General features: G+C 70.3%; 25 protein-coding genes. 18 read left to right on the forward strand and 7 right to left on the reverse strand.

All coding sequences use genetic code 11. The features are described 5' to 3' along the window. Positions 1 to 32: 32 nt before the first annotated feature. From SBI80_RS23180 to SBI80_RS23225, 10 genes are all read left to right on the forward strand, one after another. Positions 33 to 296, forward strand: coding sequence for a hypothetical protein (locus SBI80_RS23180; RefSeq protein ID WP_318977185.1), 264 nt, complete (start codon positions 33 to 35; stop codon positions 294 to 296). 34 nt (positions 297 to 330) lie between these two features. After that, positions 331 to 831, forward strand: coding sequence for a pyridoxamine 5'-phosphate oxidase family protein (locus SBI80_RS23185; RefSeq protein ID WP_318977186.1), 501 nt, complete (start codon positions 331 to 333; stop codon positions 829 to 831). A 53-nt stretch (positions 832 to 884) separates the two neighbouring features. Then, positions 885 to 2327, forward strand: a complete 1443-nt coding sequence (locus SBI80_RS23190; RefSeq protein ID WP_318977187.1) for a cytochrome P450 — start codon at positions 885 to 887, stop codon at positions 2325 to 2327. A 72-nt stretch (positions 2328 to 2399) separates the two neighbouring features. Continuing rightward, positions 2400 to 3713, forward strand: a complete 1314-nt coding sequence (gene hemL, locus SBI80_RS23195; protein WP_318977188.1) for a glutamate-1-semialdehyde 2,1-aminomutase — start codon at positions 2400 to 2402, stop codon at positions 3711 to 3713. Next, positions 3710 to 4324, forward strand: a complete 615-nt coding sequence (locus SBI80_RS23200; RefSeq protein WP_318977189.1) for a histidine phosphatase family protein — start codon at positions 3710 to 3712, stop codon at positions 4322 to 4324. The genes hemL and SBI80_RS23200 overlap by 4 nt, the downstream gene beginning before the upstream one ends. Then, positions 4321 to 4905 carry a TlpA disulfide reductase family protein gene (locus tag SBI80_RS23205; RefSeq protein ID WP_318977190.1) on the forward strand — a complete coding sequence of 195 codons (585 nt, stop codon included), beginning with the start codon at positions 4321 to 4323 and terminating at the stop codon, positions 4903 to 4905. Before SBI80_RS23200 ends, SBI80_RS23205 begins: the two co-directional genes overlap by 4 nt. An 11-nt stretch (positions 4906 to 4916) precedes the next feature. Then, positions 4917 to 5696 (forward strand): cytochrome c biogenesis CcdA family protein, encoded by a 780-nt coding sequence (locus SBI80_RS23210; RefSeq protein ID WP_318977242.1) that lies wholly within the window; start codon positions 4917 to 4919, stop codon positions 5694 to 5696. 56 nt (positions 5697 to 5752) lie between these two features. Next, entirely contained in the window at positions 5753 to 7267 is a 1515-nt protein-coding gene (gene resB / locus SBI80_RS23215) for a cytochrome c biogenesis protein ResB (protein WP_318977243.1), read from the forward strand. Positions 7268 to 7295: 28 nt separating this feature from the next. Continuing rightward, on the forward strand, positions 7296 to 8279 hold the full coding sequence (gene ccsB / locus SBI80_RS23220) for a c-type cytochrome biogenesis protein CcsB (protein WP_318977191.1): 984 nt from the start codon (positions 7296 to 7298) through the stop codon (positions 8277 to 8279). 2 nt (positions 8280 to 8281) lie between these two features. After that, positions 8282 to 9403, forward strand: coding sequence for a MinD/ParA family ATP-binding protein (locus tag SBI80_RS23225; RefSeq protein ID WP_318977192.1), 1122 nt, complete (start codon positions 8282 to 8284; stop codon positions 9401 to 9403). Between the two features lie 9 nt (positions 9404 to 9412). Here SBI80_RS23225 and SBI80_RS23230 read toward each other — a convergent pair whose 3' ends face one another. Then, positions 9413 to 9568, reverse strand: coding sequence for a hypothetical protein (locus tag SBI80_RS23230; RefSeq protein ID WP_318977244.1), 156 nt, complete (start codon positions 9566 to 9568; stop codon positions 9413 to 9415). 149 nt (positions 9569 to 9717) lie between these two features. Here SBI80_RS23230 and SBI80_RS23235 point away from each other — a divergent pair, with 149 nt between their 5' ends. After that, a complete protein-coding gene (locus SBI80_RS23235) occupies positions 9718 to 9999 on the forward strand; it encodes a DUF4229 domain-containing protein (protein ID WP_318977245.1) in 282 nt (93 codons plus the stop codon). Between the two features lie 7 nt (positions 10000 to 10006). Further along, a complete protein-coding gene (locus SBI80_RS23240) occupies positions 10007 to 11050 on the forward strand; it encodes an aminotransferase class V-fold PLP-dependent enzyme (RefSeq protein ID WP_318977193.1) in 1044 nt (347 codons plus the stop codon). Position 11051: 1 nt separating this feature from the next. Here SBI80_RS23240 and SBI80_RS23245 read toward each other — a convergent pair whose 3' ends face one another. From SBI80_RS23245 to SBI80_RS23255, 3 genes are read right to left on the reverse strand one after another with little or no spacing between them, the layout of a single operon-like run. Next, entirely contained in the window at positions 11052 to 11711 is a 660-nt protein-coding gene (locus SBI80_RS23245; RefSeq protein ID WP_318977194.1) for a hypothetical protein, read from the reverse strand. A gap of 29 nt (positions 11712 to 11740) precedes the next feature. Next, positions 11741 to 12610, reverse strand: a complete 870-nt coding sequence (locus SBI80_RS23250; protein ID WP_318977195.1) for a 1,4-dihydroxy-2-naphthoate polyprenyltransferase — start codon at positions 12608 to 12610, stop codon at positions 11741 to 11743. A 22-nt stretch (positions 12611 to 12632) separates the two neighbouring features. Further along, on the reverse strand, positions 12633 to 13280 hold the full coding sequence (locus tag SBI80_RS23255; RefSeq protein ID WP_318977196.1) for a DUF1345 domain-containing protein: 648 nt from the start codon (positions 13278 to 13280) through the stop codon (positions 12633 to 12635). A gap of 107 nt (positions 13281 to 13387) precedes the next feature. Here SBI80_RS23255 and SBI80_RS23260 point away from each other — a divergent pair, with 107 nt between their 5' ends. From SBI80_RS23260 to SBI80_RS23270, 3 genes are read left to right on the forward strand one after another with little or no spacing between them, the layout of a single operon-like run. Further along, positions 13388 to 14176, forward strand: coding sequence for an S-methyl-5'-thioadenosine phosphorylase (locus SBI80_RS23260; protein ID WP_318977246.1), 789 nt, complete (start codon positions 13388 to 13390; stop codon positions 14174 to 14176). Continuing rightward, the gene (locus SBI80_RS23265; RefSeq protein ID WP_318977197.1) at positions 14173 to 15204 is read left to right on the forward strand and encodes an NAD-dependent epimerase/dehydratase family protein; all 1032 of its coding nucleotides are present in this window, start codon (positions 14173 to 14175) and stop codon (positions 15202 to 15204) included. Before SBI80_RS23260 ends, SBI80_RS23265 begins: the two co-directional genes overlap by 4 nt. Positions 15205 to 15242: 38 nt before the next feature. Then, the gene (locus tag SBI80_RS23270; protein WP_318977198.1) at positions 15243 to 16370 is read left to right on the forward strand and encodes an NAD(P)H-dependent flavin oxidoreductase; all 1128 of its coding nucleotides are present in this window, start codon (positions 15243 to 15245) and stop codon (positions 16368 to 16370) included. Positions 16371 to 16388: 18 nt separating this feature from the next. Here SBI80_RS23270 and SBI80_RS23275 read toward each other — a convergent pair whose 3' ends face one another. Both SBI80_RS23275 and SBI80_RS23280 read right to left on the reverse strand, forming a co-directional pair. Further along, entirely contained in the window at positions 16389 to 17414 is a 1026-nt protein-coding gene (locus SBI80_RS23275) for a sensor histidine kinase (protein ID WP_318977199.1), read from the reverse strand. After that, positions 17404 to 18090, reverse strand: coding sequence for a response regulator transcription factor (locus SBI80_RS23280; protein ID WP_318977200.1), 687 nt, complete (start codon positions 18088 to 18090; stop codon positions 17404 to 17406). The genes SBI80_RS23275 and SBI80_RS23280 overlap by 11 nt, the downstream gene beginning before the upstream one ends. Positions 18091 to 18206: 116 nt before the next feature. Here SBI80_RS23280 and SBI80_RS23285 point away from each other — a divergent pair, with 116 nt between their 5' ends. From SBI80_RS23285 to SBI80_RS23295, 3 genes are read left to right on the forward strand one after another with little or no spacing between them, the layout of a single operon-like run. Next, positions 18207 to 18863 carry a glycosyltransferase family 2 protein gene (locus SBI80_RS23285; protein WP_318977201.1) on the forward strand — a complete coding sequence of 219 codons (657 nt, stop codon included), beginning with the start codon at positions 18207 to 18209 and terminating at the stop codon, positions 18861 to 18863. Further along, positions 18860 to 19546 carry a TIGR04282 family arsenosugar biosynthesis glycosyltransferase gene (locus SBI80_RS23290; protein ID WP_318977202.1) on the forward strand — a complete coding sequence of 229 codons (687 nt, stop codon included), beginning with the start codon at positions 18860 to 18862 and terminating at the stop codon, positions 19544 to 19546. Before SBI80_RS23285 ends, SBI80_RS23290 begins: the two co-directional genes overlap by 4 nt. Beyond that, positions 19536 to 20168 carry a methyltransferase domain-containing protein gene (locus tag SBI80_RS23295; protein WP_318977203.1) on the forward strand — a complete coding sequence of 211 codons (633 nt, stop codon included), beginning with the start codon at positions 19536 to 19538 and terminating at the stop codon, positions 20166 to 20168. The genes SBI80_RS23290 and SBI80_RS23295 overlap by 11 nt, the downstream gene beginning before the upstream one ends. Positions 20169 to 20178: 10 nt before the next feature. Here the strand turns inward: SBI80_RS23295 and SBI80_RS23300 are convergent, their stop codons facing one another. Then, a complete protein-coding gene (locus tag SBI80_RS23300; RefSeq protein WP_318977204.1) occupies positions 20179 to 21534 on the reverse strand; it encodes a hypothetical protein in 1356 nt (451 codons plus the stop codon). Between the last annotated feature and the right edge of the window lie 36 nt (positions 21535 to 21570).

Here is a 21570-nt window from a genome sequence, read left to right on the forward strand (position 1 = left end):
CGTAGGTCACACTTTCGGGCAGCCCGAGGGGTATGGCAAGCGAAGAGCAGAACCTCACCGAGAAGCCCGAAGTCACCGATGAGCACCGGGAGAAGGCCAAGGAGATGGCCAAGGCCTACGAAGACGACCGTCCGACGATCGGGCTGCCCGGCACCAGCAACACCGTCACCGGCCAGGCGGTGGCCGAGTGGGTCGACGAGGACGGCTCACCCAAGTTCGGCGACGTCGAGGAGGGGGGCGGCGTCAAGCGCGAGGACGTGATGGGGGTGCGCGAGAAGGCCATGGGCGAAGAATGATCGGGACGGACCGATCGGGCCTAGGCTGACGTCCGTGACGTCGCTGGATCGAATCGCCCCTGCCTTCCGCGACATGGCCCACGCCATCGTGTGGGCTTCGGTCGCGACCGTCGACCGGGACGGCCGGCCACGCACGCGCATCCTGCATCCCTTCTGGGAGTGGGACGGTGGCGAACTCATCGGTTGGATCGCCACGGTGCCAACCCCGGTCAAGCGGGCCCACCTCGCGGCCCACCCCGAGGTCGCGGTGAGCTACTGGGCCCCCAGCCAGGACACCTGCAGCGCCGAGTGCGCGGTGCAGTGGCACCTCGACGACGACACCCGCCGCGCGGTGTGGGACAAGTTCGCCAACGGGCCGGCACCGGTCGGATACGACCCGTACGTGATCCCGATGTGGGCCGATGGGCCGACCTCCGAGCAGTTCGCGGTGTTGCGACTGCACCCCTACCGGCTGCGGGTGATGCCGGGAACCGCGATGACCGAGGGCGTCGGCGAGACACTTACCTGGACGGCGCCGGTGGGATCGGTGAGCTGAGCCCCCACTCCAGCGCTTGGCGTGGAAGCGATTCTGCGCCAAACTGTTCGAACATGACCAACCAGGAATCGCGGTCCAGGCGCCCCCGTGCCGATCCGTCGCGGGAGACGTCGCCGGACGAGGCCGCGACCCTCCAGGACGTCGCCGCACTCCCGCCAGTGCCGAGGAATCCGCTGTCGCTGCGCGAGTTGCTGAAGGCGGTCAGGGAGTTCCACACCGGGGGCGAGGTGCTCAGCGCGGCCGGCGGTCCCGTCACCCGCGTCCAGTTCGGCCCGCGGTGGCTGGTGCCGCCCCTGGTCCTGGTGACCTCCCCGGGCGGCATCGGCGAGGTGCTGTCCCGCAACCACGTGTTTGGAGAGCGCTGCATCGTGCACGACGAGGTGCGCCACCTCGCCGGTGACAGCCTGTTCGTGCTGCCCAACGAGCAGTGGATTCCACGCAAACGGGCGCTGCAGCCGGTGTTCACCAACCACAACGTCCGTGCGTTCGGCGGCCACATGTCCCGGGCCGCGCAGGCCGTCGTCGACGACTGGCGCGCGGCCGGCTCGGCCGACGGGCTCGACGTCGACCTCGACCTGGACTGCCGGCGGCTGACCATGCAGTCGCTGGGCCGGTCGATCCTGGGGGTCGACCTCAACGAGCGCGCCGACGTGATCGCCGAGTGCATGCACGTCGCGTCGGGGTACGCCGCCGACCGTGCGCTGTCCCCGGTCCGCACGCCGCGCTGGCTGCCCACCCCGGCGCGACGCCGGGCGCGTGCCGCGGTGGCGACGATGCTTGGCGTGGCCGAGGAGATCTTGCAGGCGTGCCGGGCCGACCCGACGCGCGACGCGCCGCTGGTGCACGCGCTGATCTGCGCGACCGATCCCGTCACCGGGCAGGCGCTGTCGGACCGCGACATCTGCAACGACCTGCTGATCTTCATGCTCGCCGGGCACGACACCACCGCGACCGCGCTGACGTACGCGCTGTGGGCGCTGGGCCATCACCCCGAACTGCAGCGCCGGGTCGCCGCCGAGGTCGCCGAGATCGGTGACCGGGAGCTGACGCCGGCCGACGTGCCTCGGTTGCGCTACACGCGCCAGGTGCTCGACGAGTCGCTGCGGCTGTGCCCGCCCGCGGCCGGCGTCGGCCGGCTGGCGCTGCGCGACTTCGCCGTGGGTGGCTACCGCGTGCGAAAGGGCAGCATCGTCGCCGTCGGCATCCAGGCCGTGCACCGCGACCCAGGGCTCTGGCCCGACCCCATGGTGTTCGACCCCGAGCGCTTCGCCCCCGGCGCCGGCGCGACCCGGAAGCGCTGGCAGTTCGTCCCCTTCTCCGGCGGCCCCCGGTCGTGCATCGGCGAGCACTTCGCGCTGTTGGAGACCACGTTGGCACTGGCCACCATCGTGGGCTCGACCGAGGTGCACTCCCTGGACGACGACTTCCCCGTCGAGGTGCCCTACACCACCGTCGCCAAGGGTCCGATCCGCGCCCGTGTCCGCGCCAGGGAGTGACGCCACCCCGGTTCGCGAGAGCCTCCTACACCCTGTAGTTGACGCCGGGGGGTCGACTGGGACACTGGGGCCATGCCTGCTGATCACGAGACGGCCGCCTCGGCTCGGCTCTTCGCCGAGGCGTCCACCGTCATCCCCGGCGGGGTGAACTCCCCGGTCCGTGCCTTCAACTCGGTGGGAGGCACGCCGCGATTCATCACGAAGGCCTCGGGCTGCTGGCTCACCGACGCCGACGACAACCGCTACGTCGACCTGGTCTGCTCGTGGGGCCCGATGATCCTGGGCCACGCGCACCCCGCGGTCGTCGAGGCCGTACAGCGGACCGCCGCCGACGGGCTCAGCTTCGGGGCGCCGACGCCCACCGAGAGTGAGCTGGCCTCCGAGATCATCGGCCGGGTCGCCGCCGTCGACAAGCTGCGGCTGGTGAACTCCGGCACCGAGGCCACGATGAGCGCGATCCGGCTGGCCAGGGGATTCACCGGGCGGGCCAAGATCGTCAAGTTCTCCGGCTGCTACCACGGCCACAGCGACGCGCTGCTGGCCGACGCGGGCTCCGGCGTCGCGACCCTGGGTCTGCCGTCCTCGCCGGGGGTTACCGGCGCGGCCACCGCCGACACCATCGTGCTGCCCTACAACGACGCCGCCGCCGTCGAGACGACCTTCGCCGAGGTCGGGGCCGACATCGCCTGCGTCATCACCGAGGCGGCGGCCGGCAACATGGGCGCCGTCGCGCCACGGCCGGGCTTCAACGCCGCGCTGCGCCAGATCACCGCCGAACACGGCGCCCTGCTGATCCTCGACGAGGTGATGACGGGCTTCCGGGTCAGCCGGGCGGGCTGGTACGGGCTCGATCCCGTCGACGCCGATCTGTTCGCCTTCGGCAAGGTGATGAGCGGTGGGCTGCCCGCTGCGGCCTTCGGTGGCCGCGCCGAGGTGATGGACCGCCTCGCCCCGCTCGGACCGGTGTACCAGGCGGGCACGCTGTCGGGTAACCCCGTGGCCATGGCGGCCGGGCTGGCCACGCTGCGCGCCGCCGACGACGAGGTCTACGCCACGCTCGACGCCAATGCCGACGAACTGGCCGGATTGCTCACCCGCGCGTTGACCGAAGCGTCCGTCGCACACCGCATCTCGCGGGCCGGCAACATGCTCAGCGTGTTCTTCGGCGACGGGCCGGTCGCCGACTTCGCCTCGGCGCGGGCCACCGAGACGTGGCGCTTCCCGCCGTTCTTCCACGCACTGCTCGACGCCGGGGTGTACCCGCCATGCAGCGCGTTCGAGGCGTGGTTCGTCTCGACGGCGCTCGACGACGACGCATTCGGCCGCATCGAGGCCGCCCTGCCCGCCGCGGCCCGCGCCGCTGCCGCTGCGAAGGCACCCGCATGACCGTGGAGACGATCGTGCACGTGATGCGCCACGGCGAGGTCTACAACCCGGAGAAGATCCTGTACGGCCGGCTGCCCGACTTCCACTTGTCGGACAAGGGGCGCGCGCAGGCGAAGCGGGTGGCCGAGTGGCTGGCGAGCCACGACGTCGCCTACGTCGTCGCCTCGCCGCTGGAGCGTGCGCAGGAGACCGCGGCGCCCATCGCGGCGACCCACGGTCTGCCCATTGCGACCGACGGTGACCTCATCGAATCCGAGAACGTCTTCGAGGGCGAGCGGGTGTCCCCTGGCGACGGTGCCCTGCGCGACCCGCGCAACTGGTGGCACCTGCGCAATCCTCGCCGGCCGTCCTGGGGTGAGCCGTACCGGCACATCGCCGACCGCATGCAGGGTGCGCTGTACCGGGCCAGGGATGCCGCGCTGGGCCACGAGGCGGTCTGTGTCAGCCATCAGCTGCCGACCGCGACCCTGCGTCGGTCGCTGACCGGACAGACGCTGCACCACCTTCCGACGGCAGCGAACCGGATGTGCAACCACGCCTCGCTCACGTCGTTCTACTTCCACGACCAGGCGATGGTCGGTTGGAGTTACGCGGAGCTGGCTGGCCAGTGAGATGGCTGGTGGCTTCTCTCGCGTCGGCAGCGGTGCTGCTGACCGGATGCGCGACCGGTGACGACGCCGTCGCCCAGGGCGGCACGTTCGAATTCGTGGCACCGGGCGGCAAGACCGACATCTCCTATGACCCGCCGGACAGCCGGCACCGGCCCGGCAAGATCAGCGGGCCCGAGCTGACCGACCCGTCGAAGACGATCGGGCTCGACGACTTCGCGGGCCAGGTCGTCGTCATCAACGTGTGGGGTCAGTGGTGCGGACCGTGCCGCTCGGAGATCTCCGAACTGCAGAAGGTCTATGAGGCGACCCGCGCCGACGGGGTGGCCTTCCTCGGCATCGACGTCCGCGACGCCAACCGCGACGCCGCCGTCGACTTCGTCACCGATCGCAAGGTCACCTTCCCGTCGATCTACGACCCGGCGATGCGCACCATGATCGCCTTCGGCGGCCGTTACCCGACCACGGTCATCCCGTCGACGGTCGTGCTCGACCGGCAGCACCGGGTCGCGGCGGTGTTCCTGCGCGAGCTGCTGGCCCAGGATCTGCTGCCGGTCGTGCAGAGGCTGGCGAACGAGAAGTGAGCTTCCTTGCGATCTCCCTGGACCGGGTCGACCAGCTGGTGTCGGCGGGACCGTTGGTGCTCGCATTGCTGATCAGCGCGCTCGCGGGCGTGGTGTCGTTCGCCTCGCCGTGCGTGGTGCCCCTGGTGCCCGGTTACCTGTCCTACCTCGCCGCGGTCGTCGGGGTCGACGACCGGGACGCCTCCGCGGTGGCCGTGCGGACCGCGCGGCTGCGGGTGCTCGGAGCCGCGGCCCTGTTCGTGTCCGGGTTCACCGTGGTGTTCGTGCTCGGCACCGTGGCGGTGCTCGGTGTCACCACCACGCTGCTGACGAATCAGCTTCTGCTGCAACGCATCGGCGGTGTGGTCACGATCGTGATGGGATTGGTGTTCGTCGGGCTGATCCCCGCGCTGCAGCGCGAGGCGCGGTTCGCCCCGCGCCTGCTGTCCACCGTCGGGGGCGCGCCGCTGCTCGGTGCGGTGTTCGCCCTCGGCTGGACGCCCTGCCTCGGGCCGACGTTGACGGCGGTCATCGCCGTTGCGTCCGCCACCGAGGGGTCCGGGGTGGCGCGCGGCGTCGTGCTCGTCGTGGCCTACTGCCTCGGGTTGGGAATTCCGTTCCTGCTGTTGGCGTTCGGCTCCGCACGCGCGGTTCAGGGTCTCGGCTGGCTGCGGCGGCACACTCGCGGCATTCAGATCTTCGGGGGCGCGCTGCTGATCCTCGTCGGCCTGGCTCTGGTGACGGGCCTGTGGGCCGACTTCGTCTCCTGGGTGCGCGATGTCTTCGTAAGCGATGCGAGGCTGCCGCTGTGAGGGGACTGAAACGTCTTGCCGCCTATGCCAGGAACACCTGGCGCACCCTGACGTCGATGGGCACCGCGCTGGTGCTGCTGTTCCTGCTTGCGCTGGCGGCCATCCCCGGCGCCCTGCTCCCGCAGCGCAGCCTGAACCAGTCCAAGGTCGACGAGTACCTGGCGCAGCACACGCTGATCGGCCCATGGCTGGACCGGTTGCAGGCCTTCGACGTGTTCTCCAGCTTCTGGTTCACGGCGATCTACGCGTTGCTGTTCATCTCGCTGGTCGGGTGTCTCACCCCGCGACTGGCCGAGCACGTCCGCAGCATGCGCGCCACTCCGGTGGCGGCCCCACGCAACCTCGCCAGGCTGCCCAAGCATCGGGAACTGCAGGTCGACGGGGAACTCGACGAAGTCGTCGCCGGTGTCGAACGCGGCCTGAAGGGCTGGCGCCGCGTCACCCGTCGCGACGGCGACACCGTCGAGGTCTCGGCCGAGCGCGGGTATCTGCGCGAACTGGGCAACATCGTCTTCCACTTCTCGCTGCTCGGCCTGCTGCTCGCGGTCGCGGCCGGCAAGCTGTTCGGCTACGAGGGCAACGTCATCGTCGTCGCCAACGGCGGGCCCGGCTTCTGCTCGGCCTCCCCGGCGGCGTTCGACTCCTTCCGGGCCGGCAACACCGTGGACGGTACTTCGCTGAACCCGATCTGCCTGCGTGTCAACGACTTCGACGCCACCTACCTGCCCAGCGGGCAGGCGCTGAGCTTCGCGGCCAACGTCGACTACCAGGCGGGTGACGATCTGGACACCGACACCTGGCGGCCCTACCGGCTGGAGGTCAACCACCCGCTGCGCCTCGGCGGGGACCGGCTCTACCTGCAGGGCCACGGGTACGCGCCGACGTTCACCGTCACCTTCCCCGGCGGGCAGACCCGCACCCAGACCGTGCAGTGGCGCCCCGATGACCCCATCACCCTGCTGTCCTCGGGGGTGATCCGCGTCGACCCCCCGGGCGGCACCTATCCGACCGCCGGCGAGCGGCGCAAGAACCAGATCGCGATCCAGGGTCTGTTCGCCCCCACCGAGCAGCTCGACGGCAAGCTCCTGTCCTCGAGCTACCCGGCGCTCAACGATCCCGCCGTCGCGGTCGACGTCTACCGCGGCGACACCGGCCTGGACACCGGCAAGCCGCAGTCACTGTTCACCCTCGACTCCAGCCTGATCGAGCAGAAGCGGCTCAACCGGGAGGCGCGGGTCAACCTGAAGGCCGGCCAGTCCACGCGGTTGAAGGACGGCACCGTCGTCCGATTCGACGGCGCGGTGCCCTTCATCAACGTGCAGGTCTCCCACGATCCGGCGCAGATCTGGGTGCTGGTGTCGGCGATCGCGATGATGGCCGGTCTGCTGGTGTCCCTGGTGGTGCGCCGCCGCCGGATCTGGGTTCGGGTGTCACCGGCAGCGGCGGGTACCGTGAGCGTTGAACTGGGCGGTTTGGCCCGCACCGACAATTCCGGGTGGGGCGACGAGTTCGAGAAGCTGACGGCACGGTTGGTGCCGTCAGCGGCGGAAGGCGGGAGAGAAGACGCGTGACCAAGCCAGAAGCGAAGCGTGACCGCTCGTGAACGGTCCCCACATCGACATCGGGCTCGCTCGCTACTCCGACCTGGCCTTCACGACGACGATCGTGGTGCTGGTCATCGCGCTGGTGCTGTTGGCCGTCGAACTGGCCTACAGCCGCAGCCGCAAGGCCGACGCCCGTGAGCTGGTCGCCGCCGGCGGCGGCACCGTCGCCGCCGACAGTGCTCAGCCCGGCGTCGTCCTCGAGACCCCCAAGCGGTTCGTCGACGAACGCATCGGCCGCGCCGGGTTGGCGTTGGTCTACGTCGGCACCGCGACGCTGTTCGTTTGCATCGTGCTGCGCGGGCTGGCCACCTCACGGGTGCCGTGGGGCAACATGTACGAGTTCATCAATCTGACGTGCTTCAGCGGCCTGGTCGCGGCGGCCATCACGCTGCGGCAGCCCAGGTACCGGGCGCTGTGGGCGTTCGTGCTGCTGCCCGTGCTGATCCTGCTGGCGGTGTCGGGCAAGTGGCTGTACTCCAACGCCGCGCCCGTCATGCCCGCCCTGCAGTCCTACTGGCTGCCGATCCACGTGTCGGTGGTCAGCCTCGGCTCGGGGGTGTTCCTGGTCGCGGGCGTGGCCAGCATGTTGTTCCTGGCGAAGATGTCGCCGCTGGGCGAACCTGGCCGGCAGGGCACCGTCGCGGCGATCATCGCGCGCCTGCCCGACGCCCAGACGCTGGACCGCATCGCCTACCGCACCACGATCTTCGCGTTCCCCGTCTTCGGCTTCGGCGTCATCTTCGGCGCCATCTGGGCCGAGGAGGCCTGGGGCCGGTACTGGGGCTGGGACCCCAAGGAGACGGTCGCGTTCATCGCCTGGGTGGTCTACGCCGCCTATCTGCACGCGCGGTCGACGGCCGGCTGGCGTGACCGCAAGGCGGCGTGGATCAACGTCGTCGGGTTCGTCGCGATGGTGTTCAACCTGTTCTTCATCAACCTGGTCGTCACCGGTCTGCACTCCTACGCCGGGGTGGGCTGAGGTTGCTTCCTCGGGTCCCGCGCCAGCCGTCGAGCTTCCGGTCGCAGCAGCGGTTTCGCGATCCGTCCCAGGCGATTCCGCCGGAGTGGACGGCGCCGACACCGCCACACGGCATTCCCGTCGTCACGCTGCCTACCGCCGAACCGCCGGTCGACGACCCGGCGACGCCCGGTTCCGGCGTCGAACTGGTCCCGTATCTGGACCTGTCCACGGTCGCGCTGCTCGGTCAGCCCAAGCGCAAGCCGAGCGGCGGCTGGCGGCGTGCGCTGTACCTGAGCACCTTCGGACTGGTCAACCTCGGGGAGGGCCGCAAGGCCGAACGGCGCCAGGGGTTGACCGCGCAGGCCAGCCGGCCCCTGCGCGGGTGCTACCGCATTGCGCTGCTCTCGCTCAAGGGCGGCGTCGGCAAGACGACGATCACCGCCACCCTCGGTGCGACGTTCGCGTCGGTGCGCGGTGACCGGGTGATCGCCGTCGACGCCAACCCCGATCGCGGCACGCTGAGCCAGAAGGTGCCGCTGGAGACGCCGTCGACCGTGCGGCATCTGCTGCGAGACGCCGAGGGCATCAACAGTTACAGCGACGTCCGCAACTACACCTCGCAGGGCCCGAGCCGGCTGGAAGTGCTTGCCTCGGAAAGTGATCCGGCGGTCTCCGAGGCGTTCAGCAGCGAGGACTACACGCGCACGCTCGAGGTGCTCGAGCGTTTCTACAGCCTGGTGCTCACCGACTGCGGCACCGGCATGCTGCATTCGGCGATGTCGGCAGTGCTGAACAACGCCGACGTGCTGGTGGTGGTCAGCTCGGGCTCGGTCGACGGGGCGCGCAGCGCATCGGCCACGCTGGACTGGCTGGATGCGCATGGCTATCAGGCGTTGGTGGCCAACGCAATCGCGGTGATCAACGCCGTCCGGCCGCGCGCGGGGCGGGGCGGGTCCCGCGTCGATCAAGAGAAGGTCGTCGACCACTTCTCCCGGCGCTGCCGAGCGGTGCTTCAGGTGCCGTTCGATCCGCACCTGGAGGAGGGGGCGGAGATCAGCCTGGATCGGTTGCGGCCCGAGACGCGCGACGCGCTGACGGAGCTGGCCGCCGTGGTGGCAAGCGGATTCCCTGGAGCTCTCTGAGCGCTCCGGTCAGCGATCCTTGCCGTGGTTGAGACGGTTGAGGAACTCCGGGTCGTCGTCGGGACCGATCGTCCTGGTGGGCGGCCGGGTGGCAGCGGCGCGCAAGAGGCGCCACGCCCCGTAGGACAGACCCGCCAAGATGACGACGAGGAGTACGAACTGCAACACGAAAACCTCCTTGCAGTAAATATACGCGCCATCGGTAGGCTCGGGCCGTGACTGGTTCGGAGGGTAGGAGCGAAGCGACCGGGGATTCGGCGGGGCAGGGTGGAAGCGAAGCGACCGGCGATGCGAATGCCCGGCTGGGTTCGCGCATGGTCATCGACGTGCTGGTGTACACGATTGCCCGCATCCTGCTGGTCGGCGTCCTTGGCGTGGCGATCTACCTCGGCGGCCAACTCCTTGGGATTCGCGAACTTCCGATCGTGGTGCCCGCGCTGTTCGCCATCGTGATCGCCTTCCCGCTGGGCATCTGGCTGTTCGCCCCGCTGCGCCGACGGGCCACGGCCAGCATCGCCCGGTTCGACGAACGCCGCCGCAGGGACCGTGCACAGCTGCGGTCCCGGTTGCGCGGTGATCAGCCCCCCACCCGGTGACGAAAGCATGACGTCTGCGCCACGGTCCGCGTTCGGGGCGGAGTTCGTCGGCGCCGCAGGCTTTCTCAACTCGCCGACCTACGGTCTGCCGCCGGTGTTCCTGATGGCCGCGCTGCGTGCCCGGCTGCAGGACTGGGAGGCCGGCACCATGGACGTGCCGTCCTTCGATGAGTCGGTGCGCCGCGGTCGGGCCGCCTACGCCGCCCTGGTCGGCGTGGACGTCGAATCCGTCGCGATGGGTGGCAGTGTGTCGGCTCTGGTCGGGCTGGTGGCGGCCGCGCTCCCCGACGGAGCCAGGGTCGCGACGCTCGTCGGCGAGTTCACCAGTGTGACGTTCCCGTTTGCTGCCCACGTTGGCCGCGGCGTCACCGTCACCGAGCTGACGGCCGAGGCGTTGATCGCCTCGGCGGCGGACTACGACGTGGTGGTCGCCAGCCTGGTGCAGTCCGCGACCGGCGCGGTGCTCGACCTCGAGGCGTTGCGCGATGCGCTCGCCGGTGCCGACACCATCACCGTCGTCGACGCCACGCAGGCCGTCGGCTGGAAGGCGCTGAACCTCGGTTGGGTCGACGTCACCGTGGCGGCGGTGTACAAGTGGCTGCTCGCCCCGCGCGGGACTGCCTGGATGTCATTGAGCAACAGGCTATCTCGAGGAATGACACCACTGTCGGCCAACTGGTACGCCGGTGCGGATCCGTGGGCCGCCATCTATGGGCTGCCACTGCGGCTGGCCGAGGACAGTCGTCGCTTCGACACGTCGCCCGCGTGGTTCGCGGTGCTCGGCGCGGGGTTGACCATGCCGTGGCTGGCGTCGTTGGACCGCGCCGCCGTCGAAGCGCACTGCCTGGGCTTGGCCGCCCAGCTGCGCGCGGAATACGCTCTGGCACCTCGCGATTCGGCGATCGTGTCCCTGCCCTTCGCCGATGCCGCTCAATGCCTGGCGCAGGCGGGTCTGCGGGCCTCGGTGCGCGCAGGCGCGGTGCGCGTCGGCTTTCACCTCTACAACACCGAGGATGACCTGCAGCGGCTGATCGACGCGCTTGCCCGCTGAGTCAGCCGTCCAGCTCGCCGGCGATCCCGCGCTCGATACCCGCCCGCGTGGTGGCGGGCAGCACGACCAGACCGTCGAGTTCCTTGCACGCCAGCGCGTAGGCCCGCTCGCGTTCATGTCGAGAGGCAGCCGAATCCACTGCGACACCCAGCAGGCTGCGGGCCCGGGCGATGCGCTGCTGCGCCTCGGAGGAGAAGTCGCTGCGGCGCCGGCGGATCGCCTCGGCCTCGGCGGCGTCGAACGCGGTGGTGTAGTCCTCGACCGCCGCCAGGTACCGCGCCGCGGATTCCCGGTCGTCGAGCAGGTCCTCCGCCTTGGCGGGCCGCAGCAGGTCGGCACGCAGCCGGGCCTTGTGGAACGCCGTCGTCAAGGGCGCCCGCATGTCGGTCATCAACGGGAAGTCCAGGAGCTTGTCGGCGTCGAGCTCGTACTCCAGCCAGCGAGTGTCGGTGCGACTGTGTTCGTCGATCGTGCGGGTGATCATCCGCCACACGGCGGCGGTGTTCGTCGGGGCGGCCGACGGTGCGTCGTCGAGCCTTGGTTCGTCGCGCTGACCACGGGACGGCTGCACCCGGCGCCACATGCCCACCCCGGCCACCACCACGCCGATCACGGGCAGCAGCATCAGCAGCAGCTCCGCCAGCCGGAACACGATGCCCATGCAGCCAGGATGCCACTCCCGGCGACGGGCTAGGCCAGCGTCAGCGCCGCCGCCACCGCGATCGACCACACCAGCATCGTCAGCCCGGTGTCGCGCAGCACGGGGATCAGGTCCCGGCCGCCGCGGCCCGCCCGCACCGGCGCCGCCGCCCGCACCGCCAGCGGCAGCGCCATCAGCGCGACCGCGCACCATGGCGTCGCGATCGTCGTCACCAGGGTCAGCACGAACGCCAGCGCGAGTAGCGCCTGGTACAGCACGCGGGTGCGCGCGTCGCCGAGGCGCACGGCGAGGGTGATCTTGCCGGTCTCCCGGTCGGTCGGGATGTCCCGAAGGTTGTTGGCCACCAGCACTGCCGACGACATCGCACCCGTCGCGACCGCCAGTGCGGCGCCGACCCAGTCGACGCGCAACACCTGGACGTACTGGGTGCCGAGCACCGCGACGAGACCGAAGAACACGAAAACGGCGACCTCACCGAGACCGGAGTAGCCGTAGGGCTTCGAACCGCCGGTGTAGAGCCACGCGCCCGCGATGCAGGCGGCCCCGACGGCGATCAGCCAGGGCTGGCTGACGAGCGCGAGCACCAAGCCCGCCGCGGCGCCGACGCCGAGGCTGACCGCGGCCGCCGTCGCGACGGCGCGCGGGGAGGCCAGTCGGGACCCGACGAGCCGCAGCGGACCGGAACGCACGTCGTCGGTGCCGCGGATGCCGTCGGAGTAGTCGTTGGCGTAGTTGACGCCGACGGTCAGCGCCAGCGAGACGACGAGCGCGAGTAGCGCCTTCCACCACACGGCGCCACCGAGCCACGCGGCGGCTCCGGTACCCGCGAGCACCGGGGCGATCGCGTTGGGCAACGTCCGCGGACGGGCGCCTTCGACCCACTGCGCAATACTGGCCACGCCGGCCATCGTCGCACGGGCCTCAGTGCCCGGCACCGATCAGGCTGGCTCCGAGGTTGATGACGATCGCCAGGACGACGGCTCCCAGCAGGAACGACAGCAGGGCGTGGCGCAGGGCGGCCAGCCGGATCGGGCGGGCGCCGATATTGGTGTCCGACACCTGATAGGTCATGCCGATCGTGAACGCCAGGTAGGCGAACTCGGCATAGGTCGGCGGTTCGTCCTGATTGAAGTCGATACCGCCTGGCGCGTCGGCGAAGTACAGCCGGGCGTAGCGCAGCATGTAGACGGTGTGCACGGTGACCCACGCCGCGGCCACGCTCAGCGCGCCGACGACGGCGGCGGCCACGTTGCCCCCGTCCGAACCGGCGGCCAGCAGGTAGCCGACCCCGCTCAGGCTCGCCACGCTGGCGACGAGGACGGCGACGTCGAGGATCCAGGGCGTGGAGTCGTCGTCGTCATAGCGCGTGGCGTGGTCCCGGGTGCCGTCACCGTCGAGGTGCCACACGATCAGCCACGTCCACGTCAGGTAGACGATCGCCGCGACGATCCACCCGGACGCCGGCGCATACGGCCAGCCCGCGGTCAGCCCGGCGACCACGGCAGCTGCCACGCCGACGGTCAGCGCGACGCCGAGCCGCCGGCCGATCGGGGCGTCGGGCAATCTCACGCACGCGAGTCAAGCACGGCCCGCTGTGAACGCCCGACGTTTCCACGGCGCCTCGCCGTCATCATCCGCCCGCCGTCGGGCCGACGGGGCCGTGCGGAGACAATGGGCTGGTGCTAGCAGTGATCGGCGGTAGCGGCTTCTATACGTTCTTCGACAAGGATGCCCGCAGCATCAGCGTCGATACCCCCTATGGCGCACCGAGCGGGGCCATCACCGTCGGTCGGGTCGGCCGCCACGAGGTGGCGTTCCTGCCGCGGCACGGGGCCAACCACCAGTTCTCGCCGCATTCGGTGCCGTACCGGGCGAACATGTGGGCGTTGCGCGCGCTCGGCGTGCGACGCGTCTTCGCTCCGTGCGCGGTCGGCAGCCTTACCCCCGAGCTCGGTCCGGGCTCGATGGTGGTGCCGGATCAGCTCGTCGACCGCACCAGTGCGCGGGCGGACACGTACTTCGACTCCGGCGGCATCCACGTCGGATTCGCCGATCCGTACTGCCCGACGCTGCGGGCGGCCGCCACCGAGCTGCCCGGCGTGGTCGACGGCGGCACCATGGTGGTGATCCAGGGCCCGCGGTTCTCCACGCGGGCGGAGAGCCGGTGGTTCGCCGCGCAGGGCTTCACGCTGGTCAACATGACCGGATATCCCGAGGCCGTACTCGCCCGTGAACTCGAGATGTGTTATGCCGCAATCGCATTGGTGACCGATCTGGACGCGGGCATCGAGGCGGGAGCGGGGGTGCGGGCAGTGGACGTATTCGCCGAATTCGAGAGGAACATGGTGCCGTTCAAGCAGCTGGTGCGCGAGGCCCTGGAGAGTGCGGCCGACGCGGCCGAGGAACGCACCTGCACGCACTGCCAGCCGCACGAGGGCGTCACCCTGCCGATCGAGCTGCCGTGAAGGTCCTAGTCACCGGCGCCGCCGGCTTCATCGGCACCAGGGTCTGCGCGGCGCTGACCGCGGCGGGCCACGAGGTGGTCAAGATCGACGCGATGCTCATTGCCGCCCATGGGAACGACGTCACCCCGCCTGCGGACGTGCTCGAGGTCGACGTCCGGGACACCGCCGGCCTGGCCGCGCTGCTGCCCGGCGTCGACGTGGTCTGCCATCAGGCCGCAGTGGTCGGGGCTGGAGTGAATGCCTCCGACGCGCCGAATTACGGCAGCCACAACGACTTCGGCACCACGGTGCTGCTGGCCGAGATGTTCGCCGCGGGCTGCCGCCGGCTGGTGCTGGCCTCGTCGATGGTGGTGTACGGCCAGGGCGGTTACGACTGCCCGGTGCACGGTCACGTCGATCCGCTGCCCCGCAGGCGGTCCGATCTGGATGCCGGGGTCTTCGAACACCGCTGCCCGATCGGCGGCGAGGAACTGGCCTGGCGGCTGGTGGGAGAGGACGCTGCACTGCGACCGCGCAGTCTGTACGCGGCGAGCAAGACCGCACAGGAGCATTACGCGCTGGCGTGGGCCGAGGCGACGGGCGGTTCGGTCGTCGCGCTGCGCTACCACAACGTCTACGGTCCGATGATGCCGCGCGACACGCCGTATTCCGGGGTGGCCGCCATCTTCCGGTCGGCCATCGAAAGGGGCGAGCCGCCAAGGGTATTCGAAGATGGCGGCCAGATGCGTGACTTCGTCCACGTCGACGACGTGGCGGCGGTCAACGTGGCGGCCGTGCAGGCCGAGACGGACGGTTTCGCCGCGTTCAACGTGTGCTCGGGGCGGCCCATCTCGATCATGGACGTCGCGACGAGGATCTGCGCCGCCCGCGGCGGTCAGCCGCCAGTGGTCACCGGCCAGTACCGCAGCGGCGACGTGAGGCACATCGTCGCAGATCCCGCGGCCGCGGCCGCGGTGCTGGGCTTCCGTGCGGCCGTCGACCCCGACGACGGCCTTCGGGACTTCGCGTTCGCGCCGCTGCGGGGGTGATCCTTGGCGATTGACACCCGTCAAGTAATACTGATTCGGTGACGACCCCGATCTGCGAGCAGTACGGCATCGACTTTCCCCTGTTCGCCTTCAGCCACTGCCGCGACGTCGTGGCCGCGGTGACCAACGCCGGCGGACTCGGCGTGCTCGGTGGAACCGCGTACACCCCGGAGGGTCTGGAGCACGAACTCGCCTGGATCGACGAGCAGGTCAGGGGCAAGCCCTACGGCGTCGACATCATCGTGCCCGCCAAGTTCGAGGGCAAGGGTGAGAAGCTCGCGGCGGGTGCGCTGGTCGATCGCATTCCCGACGAGTACCGGAGGTTCGTCGACGAATTGCTGGCCGCCCACGACATTCCCGACGACCAGAAGCGACGCGTCGGCGGCAGCGGCCTGTCCGGCGACACCGGCCAGGCGTTGCTCGAAGTCGCACTGCGGCACCCGATCAAGTTGATGGCCAACGCACTCGGTGTGCCGCCGCCGTACATGATCGAGGCGGGTCGGTCCTCCGGTGTCCCGGTGGCTGCGTTGGTGGGTGCCCGCGAGCACGCCCTCAAGCAGGCCGCCGCCGGCGTCGACCTGATCATCGCCCAAGGCACCGAGGCCGGCGGCCACTGCGGCGAGGTGTCCACGTTGGTCCTGGTGCCCGAGGTGCTCGACGCCCTCGCCGAGATCGGCAGCGACATCCCGGTGCTGGCGGCCGGCGGAATCGTCACCGGCCGGCAGATGGCGGCTTGCGTGGCGATGGGCGCTGCCGGCGCCTGGACGGGATCGGTGTGGCTGACCACCGAGGAGGCCGAGACCGCCCCGCACACCAAGCAGAAGATGCTGGCGGCCACCTCCCGCGACACCATCCGCTCGGCGGGACGCACGGGCAAACCGTCGCGCCAACTGGTCTCGGACTGGACCGACGCATGGGCGCCGAACCCCGGCGGCCGGACTCCGCTGCCGCTGCCGCTGCAGTCGATGCTGGTCGAACCCACGCTGCGGCGCATCGACAGGCTGGCCGAGCAGGGCCACCCCGGCGCTCAGGAGCTTGCGACGTACTTCGTCGGCCAGGGCGTCGGGCTGATGAACCGGGTCAAGCCCGCCCGCGACGTGGTGCTGGAGTTCATCGAGGACTACGTCGCGGCCACCCAACGGCTGAGCAACTCCCTGCCTGACTAGCCTCGAGAAGGGGTGCGGTTATTCCTCGCCGGCCAGCGGTAGGCGCACCTCGAAGCGTGCGCCGTTCTCCAGGTTGTAGGCCGAGACGGTGCCGTGGTGGGCGTGCACCAGGCCGGCGGCGATGGCCAGCCCCAACCCGGAACCGCTCGGCAGCGACGAATCCTCGCGGGGCACCCGGCCGTTGGAGCCGCGGTAGGCGACGTCGAACACGCGGGCCAGGTCGGCCTCGTTGATGCCGACGCCGGTGTCGTCGACCCTGGCCCATGCGCCCTGCCCGTCGGAGCCGATGGCCAGTTCGACGGTGCCGCCCTCCGGGGTGTGGGCGATGGCGTTGGCGACCAGGTTGGACAGCACCCGCACCAGCGCCCGATCGCTGCCGATCACCCCGACCGGTTTGGCGGGCACCCTGGCGTGCAGGGCGACGCCGGCGCGCTCGGCGGCGATCCGGTGCGCCGAGACCACGTCGTCGACTACCTCGTCGAGGGCCACCTTGTCGTAGGCGGGCTGGACGGCGCCGGCGTTGATCTTCGACATCTCGAACAGGTCGTCGACCATCTCGGAGAGCCGGATGGTCTCGTGCTCGATGTGCTTGGCGTGCAGGATGACCTCGTCAGGTTCGACGACGCCGTCGGCGATGGCCTCGGCGACGGCCCGAATGCCGGCCAGCGGTGTGCGCAGGTCATGGCTGACGAAGGCCACCAGCTGCCGGCGCGACTGCTCGGCGGTCTCCTCGGATTCACGGATCTGCTGCTCCCACACCGTGCGCCTGGCCTGGTAGCGGGCCAGCATGATGGCCGCCGGAATCGTGACCACCGAGACGATCACCAGCACCACGATGACGCTCTCGAACCGCTGCGAGAGCATGAAGCCGCTCGCGCCCAGGACGCCAGTGAAGGTGGCGATGGTGGGAATCAGCACCAGCAGCACCATGCTCAGCGTCAGCGACCACGACCGGGCCAACCGGATCACGACTGCGCCGACCGCCACCACCGGCACCGAGCACGCCAGCGAGATGCCGACGATCTCCCAGATGTCAGTGGGCATCCCGCTCCTCGCTCCACATGTAGCCCCGCCCCCAGACGGTCTGCACGCGATGTTGATCGCCGAGCTTGGATCGCAGCCGCTTGACGTGCACGGTGACCGTGGAGAGATCGCCGAAATCCCACTGCCACACCATCTTCAGCAGCTCTTCGCGGGTGAAGACGACGCCGGTGTGGGTGAGGAAGAACAGCAGCAAGTCGAATTCGCGGTTGGTGAGACTGATGGGTTCACCCTTGATGGTGGCCGAACGGGACGCAGCCGACACGGTGAGGTCGCCGACCGTCACGGCCACCGAAGGGGCGCCGGCCGCCGACGGGGCGCGGCGTAGCACCGAACGCACCCGCAGTGCGAGCTCGCGGGGGCTGAACGGTTTGACGAGGTAGTCGTCCGCGCCCGCCTCGAGGCCGGCGATGCGGTCGTCCTCCTCGCCCAGTGCGGTCAGCAGGATGACCGGCACCGCGTATCCGCCGCGCTGGCGCAGCACCCGGCACAGGGCCAGCCCGTCGGGTCCAGGCATCATCACGTCGAGGATGGCGACGTCGATCTGCTCGGATCCCAGCAGATGCAGGGCCTGGTTGCCGTCGTGGGCGACGGAGACGTCAAGGCCGTCGCGTTCGAGGTACCGGCGCACGACGTCGCGAACGACGTTGTCGTCGTCGGCGATCAGCACTCGGGTCACAACGTCCCACCCTAACCGTCCGTCCACCGGTGTCCATCGTCTTACCTGCACCGACGTCATTGAATCGTCAGCTCTCAGGAGGCGGTCGGCCTGCGGGGGTGACTAGCCTCTGATGCGTGGATCCCTCTTCGGTGACGGTGGTGCTGCCATGTCTGAACGAGGCGGAATCCCTGCCGGGAGTGCTGGCCCGGCTCCCGTCGGGATACACCGCGCTGGTGGTGGACAACGGCAGTAGCGACGGCACGGCCGAGGTGGCGCGTCGCGGCGGCGCTCGGGTGGTCGAGGAATCGCGGCCCGGTTACGGCGCCGCGGTGCACGCCGGGGTGCTGGCAGCCGACACCCCCGTCGTGGCGGTCCTCGACGGCGACGGGTCGTTGGATCCTCGGGAACTGCCCAAGCTGGTGGCCGAACTCGATCGCGGCGCCGACATGGCGGTGGGGCGCCGGCGTCCGCTGCCGGGAGTCGGATGGCCGTGGCATGCGCGACTGGGTACCCAGGTGGTGTGCTGGCGGCTTCGTCAGCGGCACGGCATCGGGGTGCACGACATCGCGCCCATGCGGGTCGCCCGGCGGGACGCCTTGGTCGAGCTGGGTGTGGCCGATCGTAGATCTGGGTATCCGCTGGAATTGCTGGTGCGAGCTGCCGCTGCGCACTGGGTGATTGCCGAGCACGACGTCACCTATGGTGACCGGACCGGTGGCAAGTCGAAGGTCAGTGGCTCGGTACGTGGGAGTTTCTTTGCGGTGCTGGACTTTTGGCGAGTGATCTCGTGACCGAAGAGCTGCCCGTTGCCGTGCTGGTGGTCGCCAAGGCGCCGGTCCCCGGCCTGGCGAAGACCCGGCTGGCCGCGACGGTCGGAGACGCAGGTGCCGCGGACGTCGCGGCCGCCGCCCTGCTGGACACCCTCGATGCCGTCGCGGCCGCGCCGGTCGCCGCTCGCGTCGTCGCGATGACCGGTGACCTGTCCGCCGCCAGTCAGGCCGCGCAGATTCGGCGCCGGTTGGCCGACTTCACCGTGGTTCCCCAGCGCGGCGACGACTTCGGTGACCGGCTCGCCAATGCCCACGCCGACGCATCCGCTGCAGCCGGCGGTCTGCCCGTCCTGCAGATCGGCATGGACACCCCGCAGGTGTCCGCCGCTCTGCTGGCGGAGTGCGCCCGCGCGCTGACCTCCAGCGATGCGGTGCTGGGCATAGCCGCCGACGGAGGCTGGTGGGTGCTCGGCGTCACCGACCCCGATACGGCCGAATGCCTTCGCGCCGTGCCGATGTCGACCACCCGAACTGGTGAGCTGACGCTGGCCGCGCTGCGCGGCACGGGGATCGAGGTGGCCCCGGCCACCGAACTTGCCGATGTCGACACCGTCGACGACATCGAGGTAGTTCGTCGGGAATGCTCGCCGGACAGTCGATTTCGTCAGGTCACCCTGGCGCTGGAGGTGGGACGTGCTGGGTAATCTGTACGACGAGGCGCTCACGGGTGAGCGATGTTGGATCCGCTACGACGACGGCAGCATCGAGGGTCTTCCGGTGCACAGCTGGTTGCCGGGCGGCCGTCGTCTGGACAAGGCCTTCGACGAGGCGGTGCTCGACCTGTGCAAGGGCCCGACGATCGACCTCGGTTGTGGTCCAGGACGTTTCGTGGCCCATCTGACCAAGCGCGGCATTCCCGCGCTCGGGGTGGACCAGTCGCAGACGGCCGTCGAGATGGCCCGCCGCAGTGGCGCTCCCGCGCTGCGACGCGACGTGTTCGAGCGATTGCCCGGGATGGGCCGCTGGGGCACGGTGCTGCTGGCCGACGGCAACGTCGGTCTCGGGGGTGACCCGGCCCGGGTGCTCCGGCGAGCCGGTGAGTTGATGCGCGTCGGCGGGCACTGCGTCGCGGAGTTCGATCCCGCCATCAGCGGGGTGCAGTCCCGGTGGGTGCGGCTGGAGTCGACCACGACCGTGGGACCCTGGTTCAAGTGGGCCTCGGTGGGCATCGACTGCGCCAAGCACCTGGCCAAGGAGGTCGGGCTCGCGGTCAAGTCCGTCACGCCCGTCGGGGAACGGGTGTTGGCCAGTCTCGTCGCCGCCTAGTGCCGCGCCGCTACCAGTTGGTCAGTATCAGGTGGTTGAGAGCCAGTGCGCCAACGACGTTGAGGGCCAGCCAGAATCGGTGTGCACGCGGCGGTAGGAGGGCGCCCGCGGCGGTCAGCCACACCGTGTAGGGCAGCCAGATCCGCTCGACCTCGGCTTTGCTGAGCATGCTGAGATCGGCGCACACGATGGCCAGCAGCGCCGCCAGGATCACCAGGTGCAACCCCGAGCGCGCCCTGATCGACGGCAGGTCGAACGCCCGCGACACCCCGGCCACGGTGCCAAGCCCCACCGCGCAAACCACCGAGGCGAAATTGGCCCACGCCCAGTACTGGAACGGCCGGTTCGCCGCAATGCCCTGCCAGTAGCGTTGCTGCACCAGGGTGTAACCGTCGAACCACCAGTAACCGGCCAGCGCGAACACCCCAACCACGGCCAGGGCGGCGACGACGGCGGGCACCAGCGCCCGTAGCGCCCCGCGAACGTCGCTGGCGGCCAACAGCACCGCCACCGCGGGCAGCGCTATCAGGCCAAGCCCGTAGTTGAGGAAGATCGCCCAGCCCAGGAGTAGCCCGGACCCGAGCCCCGCCAGGATCGCCGGGCGAGCCGAGGCCCGAACGGCCAACGCCAACAGGGCCAGCCCCCATGCGGCCACGCCCGCGAAGTACCCGTCGGCGGACACCGCGATCCAGATCGCCGTCGGGGCGACGGCCACGAACGGGGCCGCGCGGCGCGCCAGGTCCTCACCCGAGAGCACCTTCGCCGTCACGACGATGGCCGCGGCGGCGCTCGAGCCGACCAACCAGCACAGCACCGCCGCCCAGGTGCCCCCGCCCAGCCCGATCCGATCAAGCCACACGAACGTCAGCAGCGCTCCGGGCGGATGACCCGACACGTGGGTGATCCACGAATCAGGTTGGAAGTCGAGGATTCTCGAGGAGAAGGTGCGCAGCGCGTAGGGGATGTCGGTGACCGACGGCACCTGGCGCAGGTATTCGTTGGGAGTGGCCAGCCGGTGGGCGAAGCCCAGTTGCCAGCCGTCGATCATCGCCAGCGAGAAGGCCCATGCCGCCGACACCGCCCACGTCACCCACGGGAGCGCCCGCCACGGCAGCCGGCGGGCCACCGCAGGACCCCACAGCGCGATCCCCAGACCGATCACGGCCGCCGGGACGGTGCCCCATCCGACGTGCGCGTCCCACCAGCCGAAGATGGGCGCGGCCTCGGCGTACATCTGAATCTGCCGGGCGGTGCTGTTGATCAGAGGGGTGACGATGCCGAGGTGCAGATGGGGAACGACGAACGCTGCGGCCACCAGGAGCACCGCCAGCAGGGCCGCGATCGCGTCACGGCGGGCAGACTTCACGCCTACCCACCCTAGGGGGCCGGTCCGAGGGGTCGC

This window comes from Mycolicibacterium sichuanense, assembly GCF_033741125.1.
GTDB lineage: Bacteria > Actinomycetota > Actinomycetes > Mycobacteriales > Mycobacteriaceae > Mycobacterium.

Excerpts from the sequence above, each read along its gene's own strand:
- SBI80_RS23180 (WP_318977185.1), top strand. The coding sequence starts at position 33 with ATGGCAAGCGAAGAGCAGAACCTCACCGAGAAGCCCGAAGTCACCGAT.
- SBI80_RS23190 (WP_318977187.1), top strand. The coding sequence starts at position 885 with ATGACCAACCAGGAATCGCGGTCCAGGCGCCCCCGTGCCGATCCGTCG.
- hemL (WP_318977188.1), top strand. The coding sequence starts at position 2,400 with ATGCCTGCTGATCACGAGACGGCCGCCTCGGCTCGGCTCTTCGCCGAG.
- SBI80_RS23200 (WP_318977189.1), top strand. The coding sequence starts at position 3,710 with ATGACCGTGGAGACGATCGTGCACGTGATGCGCCACGGCGAGGTCTAC.
- resB (WP_318977243.1), top strand. The coding sequence starts at position 5,753 with ATGGGCACCGCGCTGGTGCTGCTGTTCCTGCTTGCGCTGGCGGCCATC.
- SBI80_RS23235 (WP_318977245.1), top strand. The coding sequence starts at position 9,718 with ATGGTCATCGACGTGCTGGTGTACACGATTGCCCGCATCCTGCTGGTC.
- SBI80_RS23240 (WP_318977193.1), top strand. The coding sequence starts at position 10,007 with ATGACGTCTGCGCCACGGTCCGCGTTCGGGGCGGAGTTCGTCGGCGCC.
- SBI80_RS23245 (WP_318977194.1), bottom strand. The coding sequence starts at position 11,711 with ATGGGCATCGTGTTCCGGCTGGCGGAGCTGCTGCTGATGCTGCTGCCC.
- SBI80_RS23275 (WP_318977199.1), bottom strand. The coding sequence starts at position 17,414 with ATGCCCACTGACATCTGGGAGATCGTCGGCATCTCGCTGGCGTGCTCG.